Raw genomic sequence first — 14,943 nt, 5'->3', positions numbered from 1 at the left:
ACAACCCAGATGGGTTTTACTGAAAATGTTCCCGACATTTTCTAGCACTTCCTCCTTCCATGGAGGTCGTACTAAAGGGAGCATGACCTTAGTGTTAGAATAGAGCGCTTAAGCAGTGCGAGACCTCAAGTAAGCTTTAATAAAGCATAATCAGCTTTTCGAATTATTATTTAATGCATCAAGAATAATGCGTTAGATAAGCAAAATTTGTCTGGAAACCATAGAGCTGTGGCACCACCTGATCCCATTCCGAACTCAGAAGTGAAACACAGTATCGCCGATGGTAGTGTGGGGTCTCCCCATGTGAGAGTAGGTCATTTCCAGGCGCCTAATTGACTTGAAAGAGTCGTGAGACAGCCCGCTATTATGTAGCGGGCTTTTTTACGTCTGTCATTTGTTGATATTATGGCTTGGTTTATCTGAACATCATGTTTGTGTGGCCGATATGCCCATGTGAAATAGGTTATTTTTAGGCGCCTAATTGACTTGAAAGCGTCGTGAGACAGCCCGCTATTATATCATTTACATTAATTAATTGGTCAGTTTTGTCCACCGTCTAGAACATAGTTGAATCACCCTTTCCGGCTCTGCAATAAATCAATTCCATGCAATAGAACACTGCTCAACAATATCGTCATATCCACTAAAGCAACAATTGGCGAGTTCATTCTGACGAAGCCATTGCCACACTTGTTCTATAGGGTTGAGTTCTGGCGAATAGGGCGGAAGTTTAAGGATACTAAGGTTATCAAAGTCCTCAGTCAGATCTTGTTGATGCCAACCTTATTGTGGCTTAATTAAACTGTACACCGATATGAGGTAAACTTGCCTTAAGATAAAACGGTGTAAAAAGTAATGAAGACTCAACCAACTTACTCAACAGAATTTAAAATAGATACTGCTAACCTTGTGATTAAACAAGGCTACACAATCCGAGAAGCTTGTGATGCAACCGGCGTAGGCCCGACAGCGATTAGACGTTGGGTAACCCAGCTAAGACAAGAATTTGAAGGTATTACTCCATCAGCTAATGCCATCACTCCCGAACAAAAACGAATTCAAGAGCTTGAAGCTCAAATTAAGAAAATTGAATGGGAGAAAGATATCTTAAAAAAGGCTACCGCTCTCTTAATGCAAGACAACATCAAACGATAGCATTAATTGAATCGTTATCGAGAGAGCAGAACATCGTCAAACAGCTTTGTCATTTGTTTGGAATACCGCGTAGTAGCTACCATTATCATCTCAAACATCGTGGACTAGTGAAGCCTGAACGAGAGAAATTGCGCCAGCAAGCAATTGCAATCCACCGTGATAGCCGAGGCTCAGCAGGCGCGAGAACGATAGCAGGCCAGCTCAATCAATTAGGTGAAAATGTTGGCCGCTATAAGGCAGCCAGTTTAATGCAAGATGCAGGACTTATCAGTAGCCAACCCAGAAAACATCGCTACAAGATAGCGAATGATGAGCCTACAATCGCGCCTAATTTGTTAAAGCGACAGTTTAACGTTGACGTCATAAACTAGGTTTAGTGTGGTGATGTGACGTATATTTGCTCTGGAACTAAATGGCTTTATTTAGCCGTGGTAATGGATTTGTATGCAAGAAAAGTGGTGGGTTTGCTCAGACAGCCCGAATACTGATTTGACTTGTGCAGCATTAAGAATAGCATTTGAAAGTCAGTACGAAGCATTACGCTACTCTTGTTTTAGCTTGGGACTTAAAGTCATTAAAGAAGTGTACCTAAAGCAGCGTGTAGAAAATAAGACTCCACAACTAGTCATATCAAAATAGCAATTATTGAATGCCCAGAACAGGCTTGTAAAATTATAAGCGACAACTGAACGATTAATAACTACAAACTTGTTTGAAAAAACTGCAATTAGGCAGATAATGCAAAAAAGTGCTTTACCTTTAGGGGGGGGTTTAGCATAATGCATTCGTCAACAGGGGTGTAGTTCCAATTGGTAGAACAGCGGTCTCCAAAACCGATGGTTGCGAGTTCGAGTCTTGCCACCCCTGCCAAATAAAACAACGGCTTGCATAGAAATATGCGAGCCGTTTTCAATTCTGTAGAATATAACGTAGAAAAAGAAAGTATCATTTTTGCATTTATATTCACTTCGCTTTACTTCCAATAGTCGGTACTACACTCACTTTCCGGTCATATGTGTTCACTTGGGCCATTGTCTTGTGACCTGAATATTGCTGTTTTTCTGCTAGTGTCCCGTCAAAATCAGAGATCCCTTTTGCTTTAATATCATGAAACGTAAATGTGCGTTCAATGCTTGGGTATTCTTGTTCCATTTTTAACATTGCACGCTTCCACGCGCTGCGTAACCCTTCCTGTGTGAGTTTTCCGCCCTTGTTCTTGTTGATGACATAGATGCTTGCAACACCTTTGTGTAGCAACTTAGATTCATTAATAACTTCTGCCAGTCTTTTCGACCACGCTTTGATTTGTTTTTTGCCTGTTTTACCTTGCTGAATATATATACCGTCATCAGAGATTTGTGACCAGGTAAGCTGAACGACGTCACCTTGCCTTGCTGCACATAGATAGCTTATCTCGCAAGCAATCGCTAGACGAGTTTCAGCACATGCCAATAGGGCATTGTATTCGGTGTCGGTTATGTATCTATCACGAGCTTTAAGCTTAAACTTTTTAACGCCTTTCGCTGGGTTGCTGTTACATAGGCCGCGTTCATAACCCCAAGCAAACATTACGCTGGCTGCAGCGAGTTCATGGTTTGCTTGTGTCTTGCTGGTTTTTCCGCGTAAGTCGATGTATTGGCGAACGTGAAAAGGTTCGACTTGCTCGGGCTTCATTTCGCCAAACACTTTACTGAACAATTCAAGCTCTCGGGTTCGGTCGCGTTGAGTGCGGGGGGCAAGGTCGATAAAGTTTTGGCTGCCTAGGTAGTCAATCACTAAACGATTAACTGTGTACTCTAAGCTGGTTTCTGCCACTTCACGTTCGTATGCTTGCCATACTTCCGCCTTAGTGGCGGTTATTTTACAAAGCACCTTAGTTGAGTTACGTCGTTTGATAACGTAACTCACTGCAACACCAGATCGTGTATGAAGATAAACAGAAGGTGGCATCCATGCATCTTCTGGTTTACGCGTTCGCATTGGTTAATGCTCCAAAATTTGGTTGTGCGGATTTGATATTGGTTAACATGCTTCCATGTGGGTTATTTACAAATTCCCACGTTACAGAAGGCCTACCGTCATTTCTAACGAAGTGATTGATGCCTTGTGTTTTTAACCATTTAACTTGCGCAGCCGGTTGCGTTAGGCCACTAAGTTGTTCAAGTTCATCTTTAGTCAACAATGACATCACAAGATCTCCTTTTACGTATTAATGATAGAGCAAGTGTCGAAGCCCTGCATTCGCGCAGTTCTTGCATGTCGTATGCGCTCAGTGCACTGTTAGCCGCCTTTTGACGTAATGTCCTTGCTGCTTTAGATGTTGCTTCTTTCCGGTTTCTTGCTATGCCGTTCTCCCGTAGATACTTTTTTACGTTGTATGGACTTAGACCAAGCTTGGCAGCCACCTGATCACCGCTCATGTACTGGTTAATGTAATAATATTCAATTAGGTCTGATTCACTCTTTATTGCTGCACTCATTACTTACCTTCCTTAGCTAGTTTTTCTGCTAGTGTTTTCATGTAATGCTGGCATGAGCCGACCTGATCACGCGGAAGGGCATACCATTGTTTTAATGCTTCTTTGATAACGTCTGACTTTTTCATGCTGCATACCCCTGTATGCGTAGTTTTGAATCGGCGGTGCTGGCAAATAGCTCTGCATCGGCTTGGGTGAAATCACTAACTTCAATAGCGTTGAATGTTTTACACATGCCCCAACCGTTGTAGTTGTTTGGCTTGTAAGTTGCTTCAACTTGCTGCTGTTCGTGCATTAGCGTGAAGAACGGCTGTGATAACGTGACAACACCTTGTTTGGTGCTGAACGTTTTGGTTACCTTATTCATGCTGCACCGCTTAATAACATTTTTAAATCCATCTTGGGGTAACCGTTAACTTGGTAACCTTGCTGTGGGTGGCCAGGTAATCGAATTTGGTGGTACTTGTAAGAATGAATGATTGTTCTTGCTATGCCTTTAGCAAAATTAACTAACCCATTACCGAGTGATTGCCAGTAAAGACAGTCAAGCGCCCCTAGTGCTATTGCTGTTTTTATAGGGTCGCCCATTTTTAATGCACAAATTAGGTCAATTTTTTGATTGCGATAATGTCCAATCAGGTGCTTAAATGCTGCATTAGATTTCATTTACGCCACCTTTCTTGATTTGAACTTGGCCCAGTCGATTTCTTTGATCTGTTCAACCGTGAATGTCACTTGCTCTAATCGTGCTATTGCCCGTGATAAATTGCTTTTTTTAACGTTGTTTCGAATAGCTGCCACCGTGTCTTGGTGACCTGCGACGAAGTGATCATGTAATGCAGCCACTATGTCGGGCGATTCAATGTTGGTGAGTTGCAGTAGCAGCTGTAGGCGTTCAGCGCTTTCACCGCCTTGGATTAAGTATTTCATGCATCAGTGTCCTTATCCTTAGGCGCGAAGAACAGTGCGACTGGGCCATCTTCTGTATCGTGAATGCTCAGTAAGAATGAACCAGCCTTTTCGCAAACGGGGCTCCAATCACTAATATCACTATCGCTGTCATCATAGAATCGTTCGATAAGATTTTCGGGTGCATCATTTTCAAACCAAATCGCTACAAATTCACCGCCATTATCTGCCGCCCATGCCTCGCATTCTGCTCGTGGAGTACCTTCATCCCATTCAGGTAAGTCTGGGTGCGTCCAATAACCTTCATCACGTTCAATTGTTGCTGCTTGTATTTGGCTCATACTGAATCCTCAGCATTGTTGATTGTTTCGATGTTCTTTAATTGCTGCTTAGTGCGTTGCCAGCCTTTAATTAAGCGCTTAAGGCATAGTGCTTCGTGGGGCCAAGTGCGGATCATGTCTTTGCACTTGGCTATTTCACGGTCGCAGTATTCGTTTGCGGCACTCATACATTCGCCCTCAGTTGGAACACTTTGCCGCATTGGTGTAATGGGGTATTGCGCCAGATGGTGATGCGGCCAGTGTGGTGGTTGTAACGCATGGCGAGGTTGTCACCGAGTTCACCGGCTTGGTTTTCAAATTGGCTACTGAACAGTTGGCTTGGGTTGCTGTGCATTAATTGGCGTTCAAGTTTTGCTATACGCAATGCAACACGTTCACAGTCCATAGGGTCTTGTTTGGTGGCGAGCAGGCAGGCAAAACGAATACTGACCAGGTGGAAATGTTCAGCACGTTGTTTGTCTGTTGTAGGGGTATTTGTCAGTATCATTTTGCCGTCCTCGGTTATTGGGGGTACGGCTTAAATATAACTTTGGTTAACTCACACGTCAATAACTTTGGTTAATTATTTTTTGTGTTTATTGGTTTGATGATTTTTTGGGATTGAGGTGATATAAAGATTTAGCTAACTATGGAGGGTTTATGGCATTAATTAAGTGTGATGAATGCGGGAAAGAGAAAAGCAGTGCAGCAAAGGCCTGCCCACATTGTGGTAAGAGTCGTGATCATATTTCGTCAGGGGTAGTTTGGTTTGCGATTGCTGGGGTGATTGTGTTTTTTGTTGCTATGGCAGTTATGGGATAATTGAGTAAGGTGTTGCATATTTTGGATAAAAAAACCGCTAGTAACGGTTTTTTTAACATTTGCTTCTAAAAGAGTCTGCTTCAACTTTATATTTTGTCATTAGGCTGTAATGGTTCGCTCTGCTACGTTCGTGAGCTTGTTGACTTAAAAAGTCAATTATATGAACTGCTTCTTCGTCAAAATAACCAAATGTATAAACAATATATGAATTACTTGTACGATGACGACCTGATGACCAATCATTTGGGCATGAAATTCCTTCTACAAAAATATGAATATGGTGAATTTCAGAATCTTGTATATGTGCAGGATCACGGTAAGGCGTATCTTTACCCAAGTAGTGCGGAATTTTGCTTTTATTTGAGCCGAAATAAAGCTCTAGATCTTGTTTTAGCGGTGCCAGCTTAAAACCAGTAGCATTAAGCTGGGCTTCTACATTTGAAGCAAAAGTAACTTGAACTGCCACATCACATCCTTATGTCTTGCTTTAATGAGTGTTATAAACATTCTCACTAACTTCAAACGCTGCAGTAAAAAATTCTTTTGTTGGAGTAAACGCTGTTTGCTCCACTGTTTCTACCATACCTTGCATGTTTTTATAAACAGAAAGGATGTTACTCATGTTCTTTCTTACTTGGCCGTGAGTTGCCACTAAATGGCGAAAAGACTGGTAGACATCATTGCCATATTCAGCTTTGATGTGTAGCTCTTCTTTTTTTAAAATTCCTTTAAGTAACTCACCAATCCCTCTAGCGGTTAAATCTAGGTTGAATATATTTTCATACTCATTTAAGTCAACTAAATTAGCATCGTTACTTATATCGTAATAGTACTGACGAAAATTTGCTAATAATTCATCAAGCTGTACTTTTCTTTGTTCAAGCGTTTTTAATGCATGTTGAGTTTTATCAACTTTATTCGCTAATGTTTCAAAGCATGTATTCGCTTTAGTTGACAGCATTTCAGCTTCAGCTGTTGGCGCTGTCAAGGTGGTCATGATGGTGGCTACTAACATTGCAGTTCCCCCCTTCATAGTATTACTCCATTTTATTATAGCCGCTTATATGTAAAATGCCTGCCACGTAAAGTAGCAGACACATGCAAAAGCCGCGCTATTATCCATTTATTTGTTCAATATACAAGCGTTTTATTGTGTTTTACTACTTATTTTCAATATCCAATGTACATGTGAATATAGAAAAATACAAATATCTTAGTAAATAATTATAGTAAAACAGAGTACCAAAAGACTTTGCCGATGATCTTTATTTGCTTGAGATCATCACCTTCGTAACGTTCGTCTGGCCATTCGGCGGTATTGAAACTACGCAGACGCAACCCGCCACCTGGTAATTTGTATAATGTTTTAATGCGTAACATGCCATCGTGATTGATAGCGTACATTTTGCCGTCGATCACGTTGGTTTGTGATGTATCCACACCAACAGTAGAGCCGTTAGGTAATACCGGTTCCATGCTGTTACCACTCACCCGGACGCAAGCTGCGTTGGTTGGGTCAACACTTGATTTACGCAATGTAGATTTTGCAAAGCGTAGTTTTGGGCCGTGATATTCGCTAGCCTCTGCTATACCGTGTCCTGCGGCTAATTCTACTTCCATATAAAATGGTATCTCTACTTCATCGTCATTTAGTGGGGTGTTGCCATCCCATGTTTCCATTGGGCCTGCCCATTCGGCATTGCTCGTTGGAACATGCTTTTCTAATCCATACATTAACTCTTCTGCAGTGCAACCTAATACACCTGCTATAGCAACTAACTTTGATGATTCTTTAGCCTTTCCTGAAATGAGTTTGTGCACCATCACCTGCGAGATGTTGGCGCGATCTGCTAATTCCTTTTGGGTTAAACCAGAAGCTTTTAGTTTGTCTTGAATGTTTTGGGCAAGTGTTTTCATGGGTTAATTATATTACTTAGGTTATAACCTTGGATACTAATCAAAGTTAATTTTATTGTTGAATTCAATTAACTTTGGTTATAATATGATTTTGGTTAATTAAAATTTTGGAGTTTTTATGAAGACAGCTGATGTTATTGCTCACTTTGGAGGTCAAGGGCGCTTAGCTAAGGTTCTTGATGTTTCACAGCCTGCAATTTCAAAGTGGGGGGATACCGTCCCATTACTTCGAGCTTATCAAATTCAAGTGATCACAAACGGTAAGCTCAAAGTTGGTAACCCGCAGATCAAGCAAGCAGTTTAATTTTAGTCGTAAGCATGGAGAAAAAGCATGAAACAAAGATCACGTTTAGATTTATTGATGAAAGCCATTAATGCATGGCTTGAATTACCTAAAGTCAGCCGTTCTGCGTTGGCCACTGCGGTAGTGCAAGCGGTTGATGACTTAAAGCTAGCAACGGTATTGGCTAAAGAGGGGATTGCGTTTACCTATTCGGATGATATTTACAACGATGCTCGAGTGAATGCGCAAAAGATTTTCCGTTGGCTTGGGCAGTACGCTGACCAAAACGCGGTACCTGAGCGCTTGTTTTATGTTGAGCAGGCGATATTGGCAGCTATGCCAGTTGAGCTACGCATTGGGTATTTAAACGATGTTTACGGCATGGTTGGCGTGACAGTTGTTGTTGACCATGTGAGTGATGCTATGTCGTTGAGTGCAGATGACATGGCGGCAACGTTAACTAAAGAAAATTGCGATGCACAGGTGGCTGTTATCCGTTTAGGGATTAACCCAAGCCGTCATAAAGTTGAAACCGCATACCGTGAACTACGTGAATCACGAGGGGTAACGTCAATGTCTATTGATGTGCTTGAACGCCATTATCCGTACTTATCGGATTCAAACCTTAAGTCGGTTGGTTAGCTATGGCGGATAACGTTGATGAAGCTAACAAAATTGCTGAACTGCATTTAACCAGTGAATTGACCAAGGCGAAACCGATTTTACCGCCATTAACGGGGCGTTGTTTTTATTGCGAGTCACCGACGGTTGAACGCTTTTGTGATGCAGATTGTCGTGATGATTATGAGCGCCTACAGCGCAGTGTGCAGATGCGTAAACGAGGTTGATATGGGGTCATTTATTTTAGTTTGGCTTGTTTTGGCAGTGATATTAACTATTGGGTTTTGTTTTATGTTTAAAGGGGCTCGTGATGACTCAGTTAAGTGATAACAAATCGATTGAAAAGAAAGAAAAATGGGTTATTGAGAAGTCTGGCGAAAAGGTTTCTTTTACTCGATTTTTGGGAGAACAGGTGCACGAAAGTTATGCACCAGTCTCACAAGAAGTTGCGAGCATCTATGCGGTGGCTATTGTGCAAGGTTTTCAACCACCACGTTGTTTGAGCTATCTCGATAAACTTACTTCGTGCAATCAAACTGATTCCGAATTGAATAAAGATACTTCACCAGAGTTTGCTGATTTTTTGCGGAAGCAGGATGAAGCGGCCGATCCAAAGGTTGCATTGTTGGTTGCTCAGGCTGGCGTATTGATGATGAAGGCTGCGGCCTTGGCTAAAGATGCTTCACCTATGTGTGAAATCGATTTTAGACGTAATAGATCGACTTTGTATGGGTTTAGTACCTTAGATAATTTTAGCCGTTCACAGGTTGGCCGAATGATTGAGGTGTTAAAACGTGAACCCGAATTGATTGAGGTTAAGGCTGACCGTTTGGAGGCTATTGCGGGCAAGGTGGTGAGTAAAGTGCTGTTAGGTGATTCAAATACGTTGTTGTTACCACAAGTCAGCGTGGATTGGTTTATGGGTTATTTGCTGATGCAAGAAAAGCGCGCAGAGCGTTCGATTGAAGTAACTAGAATAGACCCAGTTAATCAGGCAAAGCACATCAAGCGGCGAGATATTTATTATCAGTTACGGACTAACTTGGCGCGAGATATTTATGTTGAAAGCAGAAATGAATGATCAACTTTTTTGTATGTGTGTTTTGAAAATAAGAAACCCCGCTTAAGTTTGGCGACCTGAGCACGGGGTTAATACCTACAGAGAGAGGCAATTACATGTTACGCAAGCATTTGTGTTACGTCAATTTAGCGTTTGCTGAGTTGATTTTGTGGGGATTACGCCCATGAGTATGGAATTGATGGTTAAGGCCATGAAAACGAAAGTGGGAAATCCACTGCGTAAATTGGTGTTATTGAAATTAGCAGATAACGCGAACGACCAGGGCGAGTGCTGGCCAAGTTATCAGTACATTGCTGAGCAGTGTGAAATGAGCCGTCGTAGCGTTATGGACCATGTTAAAAAACTTGAAGCCGCGGGGTTATTACGCCGTGAATATCGCAAGGGTGTTAAGGGTAATTCGTCTAACGTTTTTCATCTAAATTTTGATGAAAAAAGTGGTTTAGGTGGTGAATCTGCTGCACTAGGTAGTGAATCTGTCGCACTACCCCCTAGTGAATCTGCTGCACTAGGTGGTGAATCTGCTGCACTACCCCCTAGTGAATCTCCTGCACCCAGAATCAGTCACTCTTTTGAACCAGTCAATGAATCTTTAAAAGATGTAGTCACCACATCGAAAAAATCACCTTTGGATTTTTCAAAGTGGCCTGATTTGCCAAGCGACCAAGTTTTTAAAGACTGGTTATCCATTCGGAAGCAGAAAAAAGCCAAATTAACCCAAACAGCGGTTAATCGCCTGGCACCGCATTTGGTGAAAGCGGTTGCTGCTGGTTGCTCGGTTGATGACGTTTTTGCGTTGTGTGCATCACGTTGCTGGATTGGGTTTGAGTTCGATTGGTTAGTTAACGCTGGCTTGATTGCGAAACAGGCGATTAAGGCCGATTGGGGTAACTCAGTTTTTGACCCAGAGGATCCATTGATATGAAATCTATTCAAACAGTAATTAATTCAACTCAAGTGGGTATACCAAGCGGTGAACGTGGGACTAAACAGCCGTCAGCTATGGATATGGCCATTGTTGACAGTGTGTTTGCTAAGTTGCGTGTTTTGTTTCCTGTTGGGGCACCTAAGCATGAAGATGAAGCTGTGCATAAGAGCGAATGGCTTAAGACGCTGGCACTACAAGAAGTTAGAAAAACTGAGCAAGTGCAAATGGGATTGAACAGAGCAAGGCGCGAGCAGGGTGATCGCCAGTTTTGGCCAACACCACGCCAGTTTGCTATGTGGTGCAAGCCAACTGCTTGTGATTATGGATTGCCTGATTTGGACTCTGCTTATCGTGAAGCTAAAAAGTATTATCACAATTTTGAAGGGCATGATTGGAGCCATGATGTTGTTGGCTTGGCTACGCGTGAGTGTGGCACTTGGTTGTTTGCTACTGGCCTTGAAAAAGATGTTTTAACCATGTTTACCCGCCAATACGAGATTATATGTCGCAAATACGGCAATGGTGAGTTGGTTGATGTTGAGTTACCTAAAGCGTTACCGACTCGTGCTACCCGCCGCATTGAACCTGCTGAGGGTAAAGCGTTGGTGGCAAAGTTTAGGCGTCAACTTGGTTTAAGGAGTGCTAACGATGAGTAATCAATCTTTGACTCAAAAAGAGCGTTTGCTGCGAGTGTTAAGCGGTGGCCGTTTTCTTACCTTGTACGAAATTCAGCAACAATGTTTTGACCAGTTTGGTGTGCACGATAGCGAAACCGCGTTAAGTGCCCGTTGGCGCGAGTTGCCCAATTCGGTTAAGCAAAAGCGCCGCCGTGAAAAGTGCACCGCTTGGGAATATAGGTTGGTGGCCTGATGAAAAAGGCGGCATCTGGTGTTGAGGTTGGCAAGTTAAATGATGCGGCGTTAAAGCGTTGGTTACGTGTTGGGGTGAGTCGTGATTATCGTGATCCGCAGTTTCCTGAAATTCGTTTACGTGCAGCAGCTGGCCGAACGCGGGCGAGTGTTCATTTGGTATTAAATGAAAACGGTAAGACAGTTTGGCAAAAGGTGGGCACTTGGCCAAGCATGTGTATTAAGACCTTATGTGCTGATTTACCGGTGATGTTGGCTAAACGTAATGTGGGCGGCATGGTGACCGGCCAGTTTGATTCGGTCGGCAGTTTGCTTGAGTGGTACCAGGAACATATTGCCAATAACACTACCTACAGTAAAAGTTGGCGCAGCAATATTAAGTCGATGATCAAGTGTCATTTGTTGCCGAGGTTGGCTGATGTTCGATTGCATGAAGTCAGTTTTATTGCGGTTGACGGCATTTTGGTTAAACCGATGTTGGTTGAGGGGTTTGCGCCTAAGTACATTCGTGAAGTGGTGAATAAGCTTAAGGCGGTGTTTGCTGCGGCTTCAAAGCTTCGTTTAATTAACGCTAATCCGTTAGCCGGTTATCGGGTGACGTATTCCATCAAAGTGAATGATGCCATGGATACGCGCTTGTTTGAGTCAGATTTGGCCGAGTTGTTTACTCGTTTAGGTGCAGTGGTGATGCCGGTACAGATGTTGTTTGTGTTGATGATGATGTTTGGTACTCGTATTAACGAAACTCGTTTGGCTCGGTGGGAGCATTTTGCGGGTGATTATTGGGTTATTCCTGCCAGTAATGCCAAGAACAAAGAAGAACATCGTATACCGATGACGGAGTCGGCTAAGGCACTCATTCAGCATTATAAATGTTGGCAGCTTAAGCATGTTGGCAAACGGGCTTATTTATTCCCTGGTAATGTTGGTGCTATTTCAATTCGTTGTGCTCATGATTGGCACACTCAAATCCGCTTTAAACATTTCACTAGTCATGATTTACGTCGATTGTTCAGGACCATTGTTGCTGACTTAGGTGTCGATACGATGATTGGTGAACGTTTGTTGAATCATGCCTTGCCTGTGTTGCTGCGTAAGTACGTTAAATCAACCTTGGATAAGGGCATGAGTTTAGCGTTAGAGCAATATCATCAATATTTAATTTATCGTGGGTTTTCTTCTGTTGCGCCCGAGATATTGCCTAGATCGTCAGTGAAAAGTGAGAACGGTCAAACCCTGACTGCGAGTGGGTGGCTGTGACGATCACTGCATCATTATTAGAAGAATATGCAATTAGAGGTTTTTGGGGGCGAAATGGCATTACGCGGGTTTGAATTTTTGAAAATGGGCAGGAATATTCGCGGGCTAACCCAGACCGAAGTGGCCGAGATTTACGGGGTAAGTGAACGGACTTATCAGCGTTGGGAACGGGGTGATGTGAGAGTGCCATTTGATGATGTTTCGGCAATATGCGCCCAGGTGTTTAAGTTAGGGATTGATGACATAAGGGCGATGATTGATGGCGAAGATTAATGTGCAGCTGCAGCATCAACAAGTGACGCTGAATATGAAAGCGTTGCGTCATGGGTTAACACGTTGGGGTAACTATTGGGCCCATCAAGAATTTGGGCAAGGGTTCGCAAGCCGAAGCCAGTGCGACAAGTTAGGAGATGTGATTGTTTACGGTCGTTCGGCAGTGGTCGAGATAACGCCCCCGCGTGAGGTAAGGCAGTTCGATATTATGATTGAGCTGTTAGCACCGCAATGTATACGGGCCATTAGAGCGCACTACATCTGCAAAGGACAGTGGGCCTTGATGGGATTTGATAGCAAGAAGTCTTATGTGTATTGGTTGAGAAGGGCAGAGGTGGCTTTGTTTAAGTAGTTGATAATATGTAAATAAAATATTCTTTACTATTACAATTGCGTCAGGTACTTTGAAAATATATTTTTTATTAAAAGGACTTAATAATGAGAAAGATATTCTTTGTGTTTGCTTTGCTGGCTTCAATTGATATAAATGCGACTAACCACCCTCCTGGATACCCTGACGATGTAAACTTTGAAACACCTATAATGCTATTTTCCGGCAGTTGCCATTCTGGTGATGACATTATTCAAGTTCATGTTAAAGATATCAGCCACTTTCACCCTGTTTATGCCAACTAAGCGATGCAAGAGCTTTTGGTTCATGAGACCCAGCATGGGTGTAATGATGTGCATCCTCTTAACATGCATTATATGGAAAAAAGTGAAATTCGAAGCAAATTCGACGCACAAGTTAAGTCTTATAAAAATTTAGTTGGCTCTGGAAATGAACTGGATATTTTAAAGCGATTAATAAAAAATCCATATTATTTTGAATATTTATTGAAGGTGTACCTATGAAAAATCTGATAATCACAGTAGCTAGTCTATTGATAGTAGCTTTGGGAACTGCTCATGCCGCTACATATTCAACAGATGAAAATTATATTCGTTTGGATTTGACACCTTTATGTACTGTTGATGGGCAGGTTAACCTGACACTCAGTAATACCTCAGGACAACAATTATTCGTTGACCCGCATATAGCAGATCCTGCACTATTTGATGCAGCTAGTGCAATGATGTACTTATATAAAATGGACGACAATTCATTAGTAGGCTTACAGCCATTAAAGGAGTATATAAGAACTTCTGATTGGAGTGTATTAGCTGCTGGTGCTGAAATTTCATATCCAATTGACTTTACTCAGTATGCTTCCTTGGATACCGCTAAATCCTATAAGGCTGGCGCAGAGCTTCATATAGACTTATTACTTGATGACGGGCATAAAGTAAGTTTAATCCTTGATTCTGCAGTACTCAATAAGTATGTAGAGATACCATCTAACTGTTTTAAGTAATCTTATTAATAGGCGCTTCGGCGCCTCTCTTATTGTACTAAATCAATACGGGTCCTTCTGGCTCGCTTCACTGCGGGGGTGGACAAGCGCAGTGCTTCACTACATATGAAAATTTTAGGGGGTTATGTTGTTGTTTTATAGGCTTGATCTCTGCTATTCAATTTTACCTAAAAAATAAACCTATTAAGTTAATGAATTAATAGTGTTTTACCCTACATTTGATGACGAACAATTTCACTCAACTTTTGATCGTCTTAAACCACAACTTTTGATCGCCTAAAACTTTGTGTTAGTCATCATTTCCCCCGCTTATACTACCAGCACTGTGTTTATACAACGTTGTAATGGATTTTGCGTGAACAAAAAACAGTCTAAAGGACTATATTGAGAAAAATAGGACTGCTCTAATATATTAATATTGTTTGCTTTAATTTTTGCATTTGATGTTGACACTTTTAACGTGCAATTTACGTTTTTTATTTGAGCGTAAGAGTCATTAAATTGCTTTACTTCAAAGATATAGAAAACGTAGGATGATATTAATCAATAACTTAAACGGGCGGCTTTATCGGTCGAGCCGTTGAATAAGCTGTTAGCTCTCTTAGCCATACGCACTTGCAGTAATAATTCTCTTCGTATTTTAAGGTAAATCCATTATAGTCCACATTATCAATCG

Annotated in this window: 29 protein-coding genes, 1 tRNA gene, 1 rRNA gene and 1 pseudogene; 18 read left to right on the top strand and 14 right to left on the bottom strand. The window is 41.9% G+C overall.

The genetic code is table 11. The features are described from left to right. Positions 1 to 210: 210 nt before the first annotated feature. A 5S ribosomal RNA gene (rrf, locus tag FH971_RS16525) occupies positions 211 to 326 on the top strand. A 205-nt stretch (positions 327 to 531) separates the two neighbouring features. On the opposite strand, the pseudogene FH971_RS16520 reads toward rrf, so the two are convergent. Further along, positions 532 to 783, bottom strand: a pseudogene (locus FH971_RS16520) (transposase); the annotation flags it as partial. A 72-nt stretch (positions 784 to 855) separates the two neighbouring features. Between FH971_RS16520 and FH971_RS16515 the strand changes: the two are divergent. From FH971_RS16515 to FH971_RS16500, 4 genes are all read left to right on the top strand, one after another. Beyond that, positions 856 to 1,155 (top strand): transposase, encoded by a 300-nt coding sequence (locus FH971_RS16515; protein ID WP_140235064.1) that lies wholly within the window; start codon positions 856 to 858, stop codon positions 1,153 to 1,155. After that, positions 1,092 to 1,526 carry an IS3 family transposase gene (locus tag FH971_RS16510; RefSeq protein WP_140235063.1) on the top strand — a complete coding sequence of 145 codons (435 nt, stop codon included), beginning with the start codon at positions 1,092 to 1,094 and terminating at the stop codon, positions 1,524 to 1,526. The genes FH971_RS16515 and FH971_RS16510 overlap by 64 nt, the downstream gene beginning before the upstream one ends. Positions 1,527 to 1,599: 73 nt before the next feature. Further along, positions 1,600 to 1,794 carry a hypothetical protein gene (locus FH971_RS16505; RefSeq protein ID WP_140235062.1) on the top strand — a complete coding sequence of 65 codons (195 nt, stop codon included), beginning with the start codon at positions 1,600 to 1,602 and terminating at the stop codon, positions 1,792 to 1,794. Between the two features lie 154 nt (positions 1,795 to 1,948). After that, positions 1,949 to 2,025: transfer RNA gene (locus tag FH971_RS16500), tRNA-Trp, on the top strand. 93 nt (positions 2,026 to 2,118) lie between these two features. Here FH971_RS16500 and FH971_RS16495 read toward each other — a convergent pair. Genes FH971_RS16495 through FH971_RS16460 form a run of 10 tightly spaced genes read right to left on the bottom strand, consistent with a single transcriptional unit; the run spans position 2,119 to position 5,369 of the window. Then, complete coding sequence (locus FH971_RS16495; protein WP_140235061.1) at positions 2,119 to 3,135, bottom strand: tyrosine-type recombinase/integrase; 1,017 nt, start codon at positions 3,133 to 3,135, stop codon at positions 2,119 to 2,121. Further along, positions 3,122 to 3,343 (bottom strand): DUF4224 domain-containing protein, encoded by a 222-nt coding sequence (locus tag FH971_RS16490; protein WP_240778376.1) that lies wholly within the window; start codon positions 3,341 to 3,343, stop codon positions 3,122 to 3,124. The genes FH971_RS16495 and FH971_RS16490 overlap by 14 nt, the downstream gene beginning before the upstream one ends. Further along, a complete protein-coding gene (locus tag FH971_RS16485; protein ID WP_140235060.1) occupies positions 3,327 to 3,635 on the bottom strand; it encodes a hypothetical protein in 309 nt (102 codons plus the stop codon). Before FH971_RS16485 ends, FH971_RS16490 begins: the two co-directional genes overlap by 17 nt. Next, on the bottom strand, positions 3,635 to 3,760 hold the full coding sequence (locus FH971_RS20645; RefSeq protein ID WP_276611784.1) for a hypothetical protein: 126 nt from the start codon (positions 3,758 to 3,760) through the stop codon (positions 3,635 to 3,637). Before FH971_RS20645 ends, FH971_RS16485 begins: the two co-directional genes overlap by 1 nt. Continuing rightward, positions 3,757 to 3,999, bottom strand: coding sequence for a hypothetical protein (locus FH971_RS16480; protein WP_140235059.1), 243 nt, complete (start codon positions 3,997 to 3,999; stop codon positions 3,757 to 3,759). The genes FH971_RS20645 and FH971_RS16480 overlap by 4 nt, the downstream gene beginning before the upstream one ends. After that, on the bottom strand, positions 3,996 to 4,298 hold the full coding sequence (locus FH971_RS16475; RefSeq protein ID WP_140235058.1) for a hypothetical protein: 303 nt from the start codon (positions 4,296 to 4,298) through the stop codon (positions 3,996 to 3,998). The genes FH971_RS16480 and FH971_RS16475 overlap by 4 nt, the downstream gene beginning before the upstream one ends. Then, positions 4,299 to 4,562: a PapB/FocB family fimbrial expression transcriptional regulator gene (locus tag FH971_RS16470; protein ID WP_140235057.1), complete on the bottom strand. Its 264-nt coding sequence runs from the start codon at positions 4,560 to 4,562 to the stop codon at positions 4,299 to 4,301. Continuing rightward, positions 4,559 to 4,882, bottom strand: coding sequence for a hypothetical protein (locus FH971_RS16465; RefSeq protein ID WP_140235056.1), 324 nt, complete (start codon positions 4,880 to 4,882; stop codon positions 4,559 to 4,561). The genes FH971_RS16470 and FH971_RS16465 overlap by 4 nt, the downstream gene beginning before the upstream one ends. Further along, entirely contained in the window at positions 4,879 to 5,049 is a 171-nt protein-coding gene (locus FH971_RS20420) for a hypothetical protein (protein WP_167496044.1), read from the bottom strand. The genes FH971_RS16465 and FH971_RS20420 overlap by 4 nt, the downstream gene beginning before the upstream one ends. Beyond that, positions 5,046 to 5,369, bottom strand: a complete 324-nt coding sequence (locus FH971_RS16460) for a hypothetical protein (RefSeq protein ID WP_140235055.1) — start codon at positions 5,367 to 5,369, stop codon at positions 5,046 to 5,048. The genes FH971_RS20420 and FH971_RS16460 overlap by 4 nt, the downstream gene beginning before the upstream one ends. A 152-nt stretch (positions 5,370 to 5,521) precedes the next feature. On the opposite strand from FH971_RS16460, the gene FH971_RS16455 reads away from it, so the two are divergent. After that, positions 5,522 to 5,683 (top strand): hydrogenase maturation nickel metallochaperone HypA, encoded by a 162-nt coding sequence (locus FH971_RS16455; protein ID WP_140235054.1) that lies wholly within the window; start codon positions 5,522 to 5,524, stop codon positions 5,681 to 5,683. 52 nt (positions 5,684 to 5,735) lie between these two features. On the opposite strand, the gene FH971_RS16450 is transcribed toward FH971_RS16455, so the two are convergent. From FH971_RS16450 to FH971_RS16440, 3 genes are all read right to left on the bottom strand, one after another. Further along, positions 5,736 to 6,149, bottom strand: coding sequence for a type II toxin-antitoxin system YafO family toxin (locus FH971_RS16450; protein WP_140235053.1), 414 nt, complete (start codon positions 6,147 to 6,149; stop codon positions 5,736 to 5,738). A gap of 21 nt (positions 6,150 to 6,170) precedes the next feature. Continuing rightward, on the bottom strand, positions 6,171 to 6,716 hold the full coding sequence (locus FH971_RS16445; protein WP_140235052.1) for a hypothetical protein: 546 nt from the start codon (positions 6,714 to 6,716) through the stop codon (positions 6,171 to 6,173). A gap of 191 nt (positions 6,717 to 6,907) precedes the next feature. Then, positions 6,908 to 7,600, bottom strand: coding sequence for an XRE family transcriptional regulator (locus tag FH971_RS16440; RefSeq protein WP_140235051.1), 693 nt, complete (start codon positions 7,598 to 7,600; stop codon positions 6,908 to 6,910). A 118-nt stretch (positions 7,601 to 7,718) separates the two neighbouring features. On the opposite strand from FH971_RS16440, the gene FH971_RS16435 reads away from it, so the two are divergent. The 12 genes from FH971_RS16435 (at position 7,719) to FH971_RS16375 (ending at position 14,267) form a co-directional block, all read left to right on the top strand. Continuing rightward, positions 7,719 to 7,904 (top strand): Cro/CI family transcriptional regulator, encoded by a 186-nt coding sequence (locus tag FH971_RS16435; RefSeq protein WP_011637116.1) that lies wholly within the window; start codon positions 7,719 to 7,721, stop codon positions 7,902 to 7,904. 27 nt (positions 7,905 to 7,931) lie between these two features. Further along, on the top strand, positions 7,932 to 8,525 hold the full coding sequence (locus FH971_RS16430) for a toxin YdaT family protein (protein ID WP_140235050.1): 594 nt from the start codon (positions 7,932 to 7,934) through the stop codon (positions 8,523 to 8,525). Positions 8,526 to 8,527: 2 nt separating this feature from the next. Beyond that, positions 8,528 to 8,731 (top strand): hypothetical protein, encoded by a 204-nt coding sequence (locus FH971_RS16425; RefSeq protein ID WP_140235049.1) that lies wholly within the window; start codon positions 8,528 to 8,530, stop codon positions 8,729 to 8,731. Between the two features lie 83 nt (positions 8,732 to 8,814). Continuing rightward, a complete protein-coding gene (locus tag FH971_RS20590; protein WP_240778374.1) occupies positions 8,815 to 9,585 on the top strand; it encodes a hypothetical protein in 771 nt (256 codons plus the stop codon). Positions 9,586 to 9,748: 163 nt separating this feature from the next. Further along, positions 9,749 to 10,507 (top strand): helix-turn-helix domain-containing protein, encoded by a 759-nt coding sequence (locus FH971_RS16410; RefSeq protein WP_140235048.1) that lies wholly within the window; start codon positions 9,749 to 9,751, stop codon positions 10,505 to 10,507. Further along, a complete protein-coding gene (locus FH971_RS16405; protein ID WP_140235047.1) occupies positions 10,504 to 11,166 on the top strand; it encodes a replication protein P in 663 nt (220 codons plus the stop codon). The genes FH971_RS16410 and FH971_RS16405 overlap by 4 nt, the downstream gene beginning before the upstream one ends. Continuing rightward, complete coding sequence (locus tag FH971_RS16400; RefSeq protein ID WP_140235046.1) at positions 11,159 to 11,380, top strand: hypothetical protein; 222 nt, start codon at positions 11,159 to 11,161, stop codon at positions 11,378 to 11,380. The genes FH971_RS16405 and FH971_RS16400 overlap by 8 nt, the downstream gene beginning before the upstream one ends. Continuing rightward, entirely contained in the window at positions 11,380 to 12,639 is a 1,260-nt protein-coding gene (locus tag FH971_RS16395) for a tyrosine-type recombinase/integrase (RefSeq protein ID WP_140235045.1), read from the top strand. Before FH971_RS16400 ends, FH971_RS16395 begins: the two co-directional genes overlap by 1 nt. 54 nt (positions 12,640 to 12,693) lie before the next feature. After that, positions 12,694 to 12,912 (top strand): helix-turn-helix domain-containing protein, encoded by a 219-nt coding sequence (locus FH971_RS16390; protein ID WP_140235632.1) that lies wholly within the window; start codon positions 12,694 to 12,696, stop codon positions 12,910 to 12,912. Continuing rightward, positions 12,899 to 13,264, top strand: coding sequence for a hypothetical protein (locus FH971_RS16385; protein ID WP_140235044.1), 366 nt, complete (start codon positions 12,899 to 12,901; stop codon positions 13,262 to 13,264). Before FH971_RS16390 ends, FH971_RS16385 begins: the two co-directional genes overlap by 14 nt. An 86-nt stretch (positions 13,265 to 13,350) precedes the next feature. Then, on the top strand, positions 13,351 to 13,548 hold the full coding sequence (locus FH971_RS16380; protein WP_140235043.1) for a hypothetical protein: 198 nt from the start codon (positions 13,351 to 13,353) through the stop codon (positions 13,546 to 13,548). A gap of 215 nt (positions 13,549 to 13,763) precedes the next feature. Further along, a complete protein-coding gene (locus tag FH971_RS16375; protein WP_140235042.1) occupies positions 13,764 to 14,267 on the top strand; it encodes a hypothetical protein in 504 nt (167 codons plus the stop codon). Positions 14,268 to 14,943: the final 676 nt, after the last annotated feature.

This window comes from Shewanella polaris, from assembly GCF_006385555.1.
Taxonomy (GTDB): domain Bacteria; phylum Pseudomonadota; class Gammaproteobacteria; order Enterobacterales; family Shewanellaceae; genus Shewanella; species Shewanella polaris.
Note: the sequence above shows the minus strand (reverse complement) of the source record. Positions and strands in the feature narration are given on the sequence as shown.

What these genes read in the sequence shown, in the direction of transcription:
- FH971_RS16395 (WP_140235045.1), top strand. Translation starts at nt 11,380, where the DNA reads ATGAAAAAGGCGGCATCTGGTGTTGAGGTTGGCAAGTTAAATGATGCG.
- FH971_RS16445 (WP_140235052.1), bottom strand. Translation starts at nt 6,716, where the DNA reads ATGAAGGGGGGAACTGCAATGTTAGTAGCCACCATCATGACCACCTTG.
- FH971_RS16385 (WP_140235044.1), top strand. Translation starts at nt 12,899, where the DNA reads ATGGCGAAGATTAATGTGCAGCTGCAGCATCAACAAGTGACGCTGAAT.
- FH971_RS16405 (WP_140235047.1), top strand. Translation starts at nt 10,504, where the DNA reads ATGAAATCTATTCAAACAGTAATTAATTCAACTCAAGTGGGTATACCA.
- FH971_RS16460 (WP_140235055.1), bottom strand. Translation starts at nt 5,369, where the DNA reads ATGATACTGACAAATACCCCTACAACAGACAAACAACGTGCTGAACAT.
- FH971_RS16455 (WP_140235054.1), top strand. Translation starts at nt 5,522, where the DNA reads ATGGCATTAATTAAGTGTGATGAATGCGGGAAAGAGAAAAGCAGTGCA.
- FH971_RS16410 (WP_140235048.1), top strand. Translation starts at nt 9,749, where the DNA reads ATGAGTATGGAATTGATGGTTAAGGCCATGAAAACGAAAGTGGGAAAT.
- FH971_RS16425 (WP_140235049.1), top strand. Translation starts at nt 8,528, where the DNA reads ATGGCGGATAACGTTGATGAAGCTAACAAAATTGCTGAACTGCATTTA.
- FH971_RS16465 (WP_140235056.1), bottom strand. Translation starts at nt 4,882, where the DNA reads ATGAGCCAAATACAAGCAGCAACAATTGAACGTGATGAAGGTTATTGG.
- FH971_RS16430 (WP_140235050.1), top strand. Translation starts at nt 7,932, where the DNA reads ATGAAACAAAGATCACGTTTAGATTTATTGATGAAAGCCATTAATGCA.
- FH971_RS20420 (WP_167496044.1), bottom strand. Translation starts at nt 5,049, where the DNA reads ATGAGTGCCGCAAACGAATACTGCGACCGTGAAATAGCCAAGTGCAAA.
- FH971_RS20645 (WP_276611784.1), bottom strand. Translation starts at nt 3,760, where the DNA reads ATGAAAAAGTCAGACGTTATCAAAGAAGCATTAAAACAATGGTATGCC.
- FH971_RS16400 (WP_140235046.1), top strand. Translation starts at nt 11,159, where the DNA reads ATGAGTAATCAATCTTTGACTCAAAAAGAGCGTTTGCTGCGAGTGTTA.
- FH971_RS16435 (WP_011637116.1), top strand. Translation starts at nt 7,719, where the DNA reads ATGAAGACAGCTGATGTTATTGCTCACTTTGGAGGTCAAGGGCGCTTA.
- FH971_RS16485 (WP_140235060.1), bottom strand. Translation starts at nt 3,635, where the DNA reads ATGAGTGCAGCAATAAAGAGTGAATCAGACCTAATTGAATATTATTAC.
- FH971_RS16480 (WP_140235059.1), bottom strand. Translation starts at nt 3,999, where the DNA reads ATGAATAAGGTAACCAAAACGTTCAGCACCAAACAAGGTGTTGTCACG.
- FH971_RS20590 (WP_240778374.1), top strand. Translation starts at nt 8,815, where the DNA reads ATGACTCAGTTAAGTGATAACAAATCGATTGAAAAGAAAGAAAAATGG.
- FH971_RS16510 (WP_140235063.1), top strand. Translation starts at nt 1,092, where the DNA reads ATGGGAGAAAGATATCTTAAAAAAGGCTACCGCTCTCTTAATGCAAGA.
- FH971_RS16475 (WP_140235058.1), bottom strand. Translation starts at nt 4,298, where the DNA reads ATGAAATCTAATGCAGCATTTAAGCACCTGATTGGACATTATCGCAAT.
- FH971_RS16505 (WP_140235062.1), top strand. Translation starts at nt 1,600, where the DNA reads ATGCAAGAAAAGTGGTGGGTTTGCTCAGACAGCCCGAATACTGATTTG.
- FH971_RS16380 (WP_140235043.1), top strand. Translation starts at nt 13,351, where the DNA reads ATGAGAAAGATATTCTTTGTGTTTGCTTTGCTGGCTTCAATTGATATA.
- FH971_RS16440 (WP_140235051.1), bottom strand. Translation starts at nt 7,600, where the DNA reads ATGAAAACACTTGCCCAAAACATTCAAGACAAACTAAAAGCTTCTGGT.
- FH971_RS16470 (WP_140235057.1), bottom strand. Translation starts at nt 4,562, where the DNA reads ATGAAATACTTAATCCAAGGCGGTGAAAGCGCTGAACGCCTACAGCTG.
- FH971_RS16495 (WP_140235061.1), bottom strand. Translation starts at nt 3,135, where the DNA reads ATGCGAACGCGTAAACCAGAAGATGCATGGATGCCACCTTCTGTTTAT.
- FH971_RS16515 (WP_140235064.1), top strand. Translation starts at nt 856, where the DNA reads ATGAAGACTCAACCAACTTACTCAACAGAATTTAAAATAGATACTGCT.
- FH971_RS16375 (WP_140235042.1), top strand. Translation starts at nt 13,764, where the DNA reads ATGAAAAATCTGATAATCACAGTAGCTAGTCTATTGATAGTAGCTTTG.
- FH971_RS16490 (WP_240778376.1), bottom strand. Translation starts at nt 3,343, where the DNA reads ATGTCATTGTTGACTAAAGATGAACTTGAACAACTTAGTGGCCTAACG.
- FH971_RS16390 (WP_140235632.1), top strand. Translation starts at nt 12,694, where the DNA reads ATGGCATTACGCGGGTTTGAATTTTTGAAAATGGGCAGGAATATTCGC.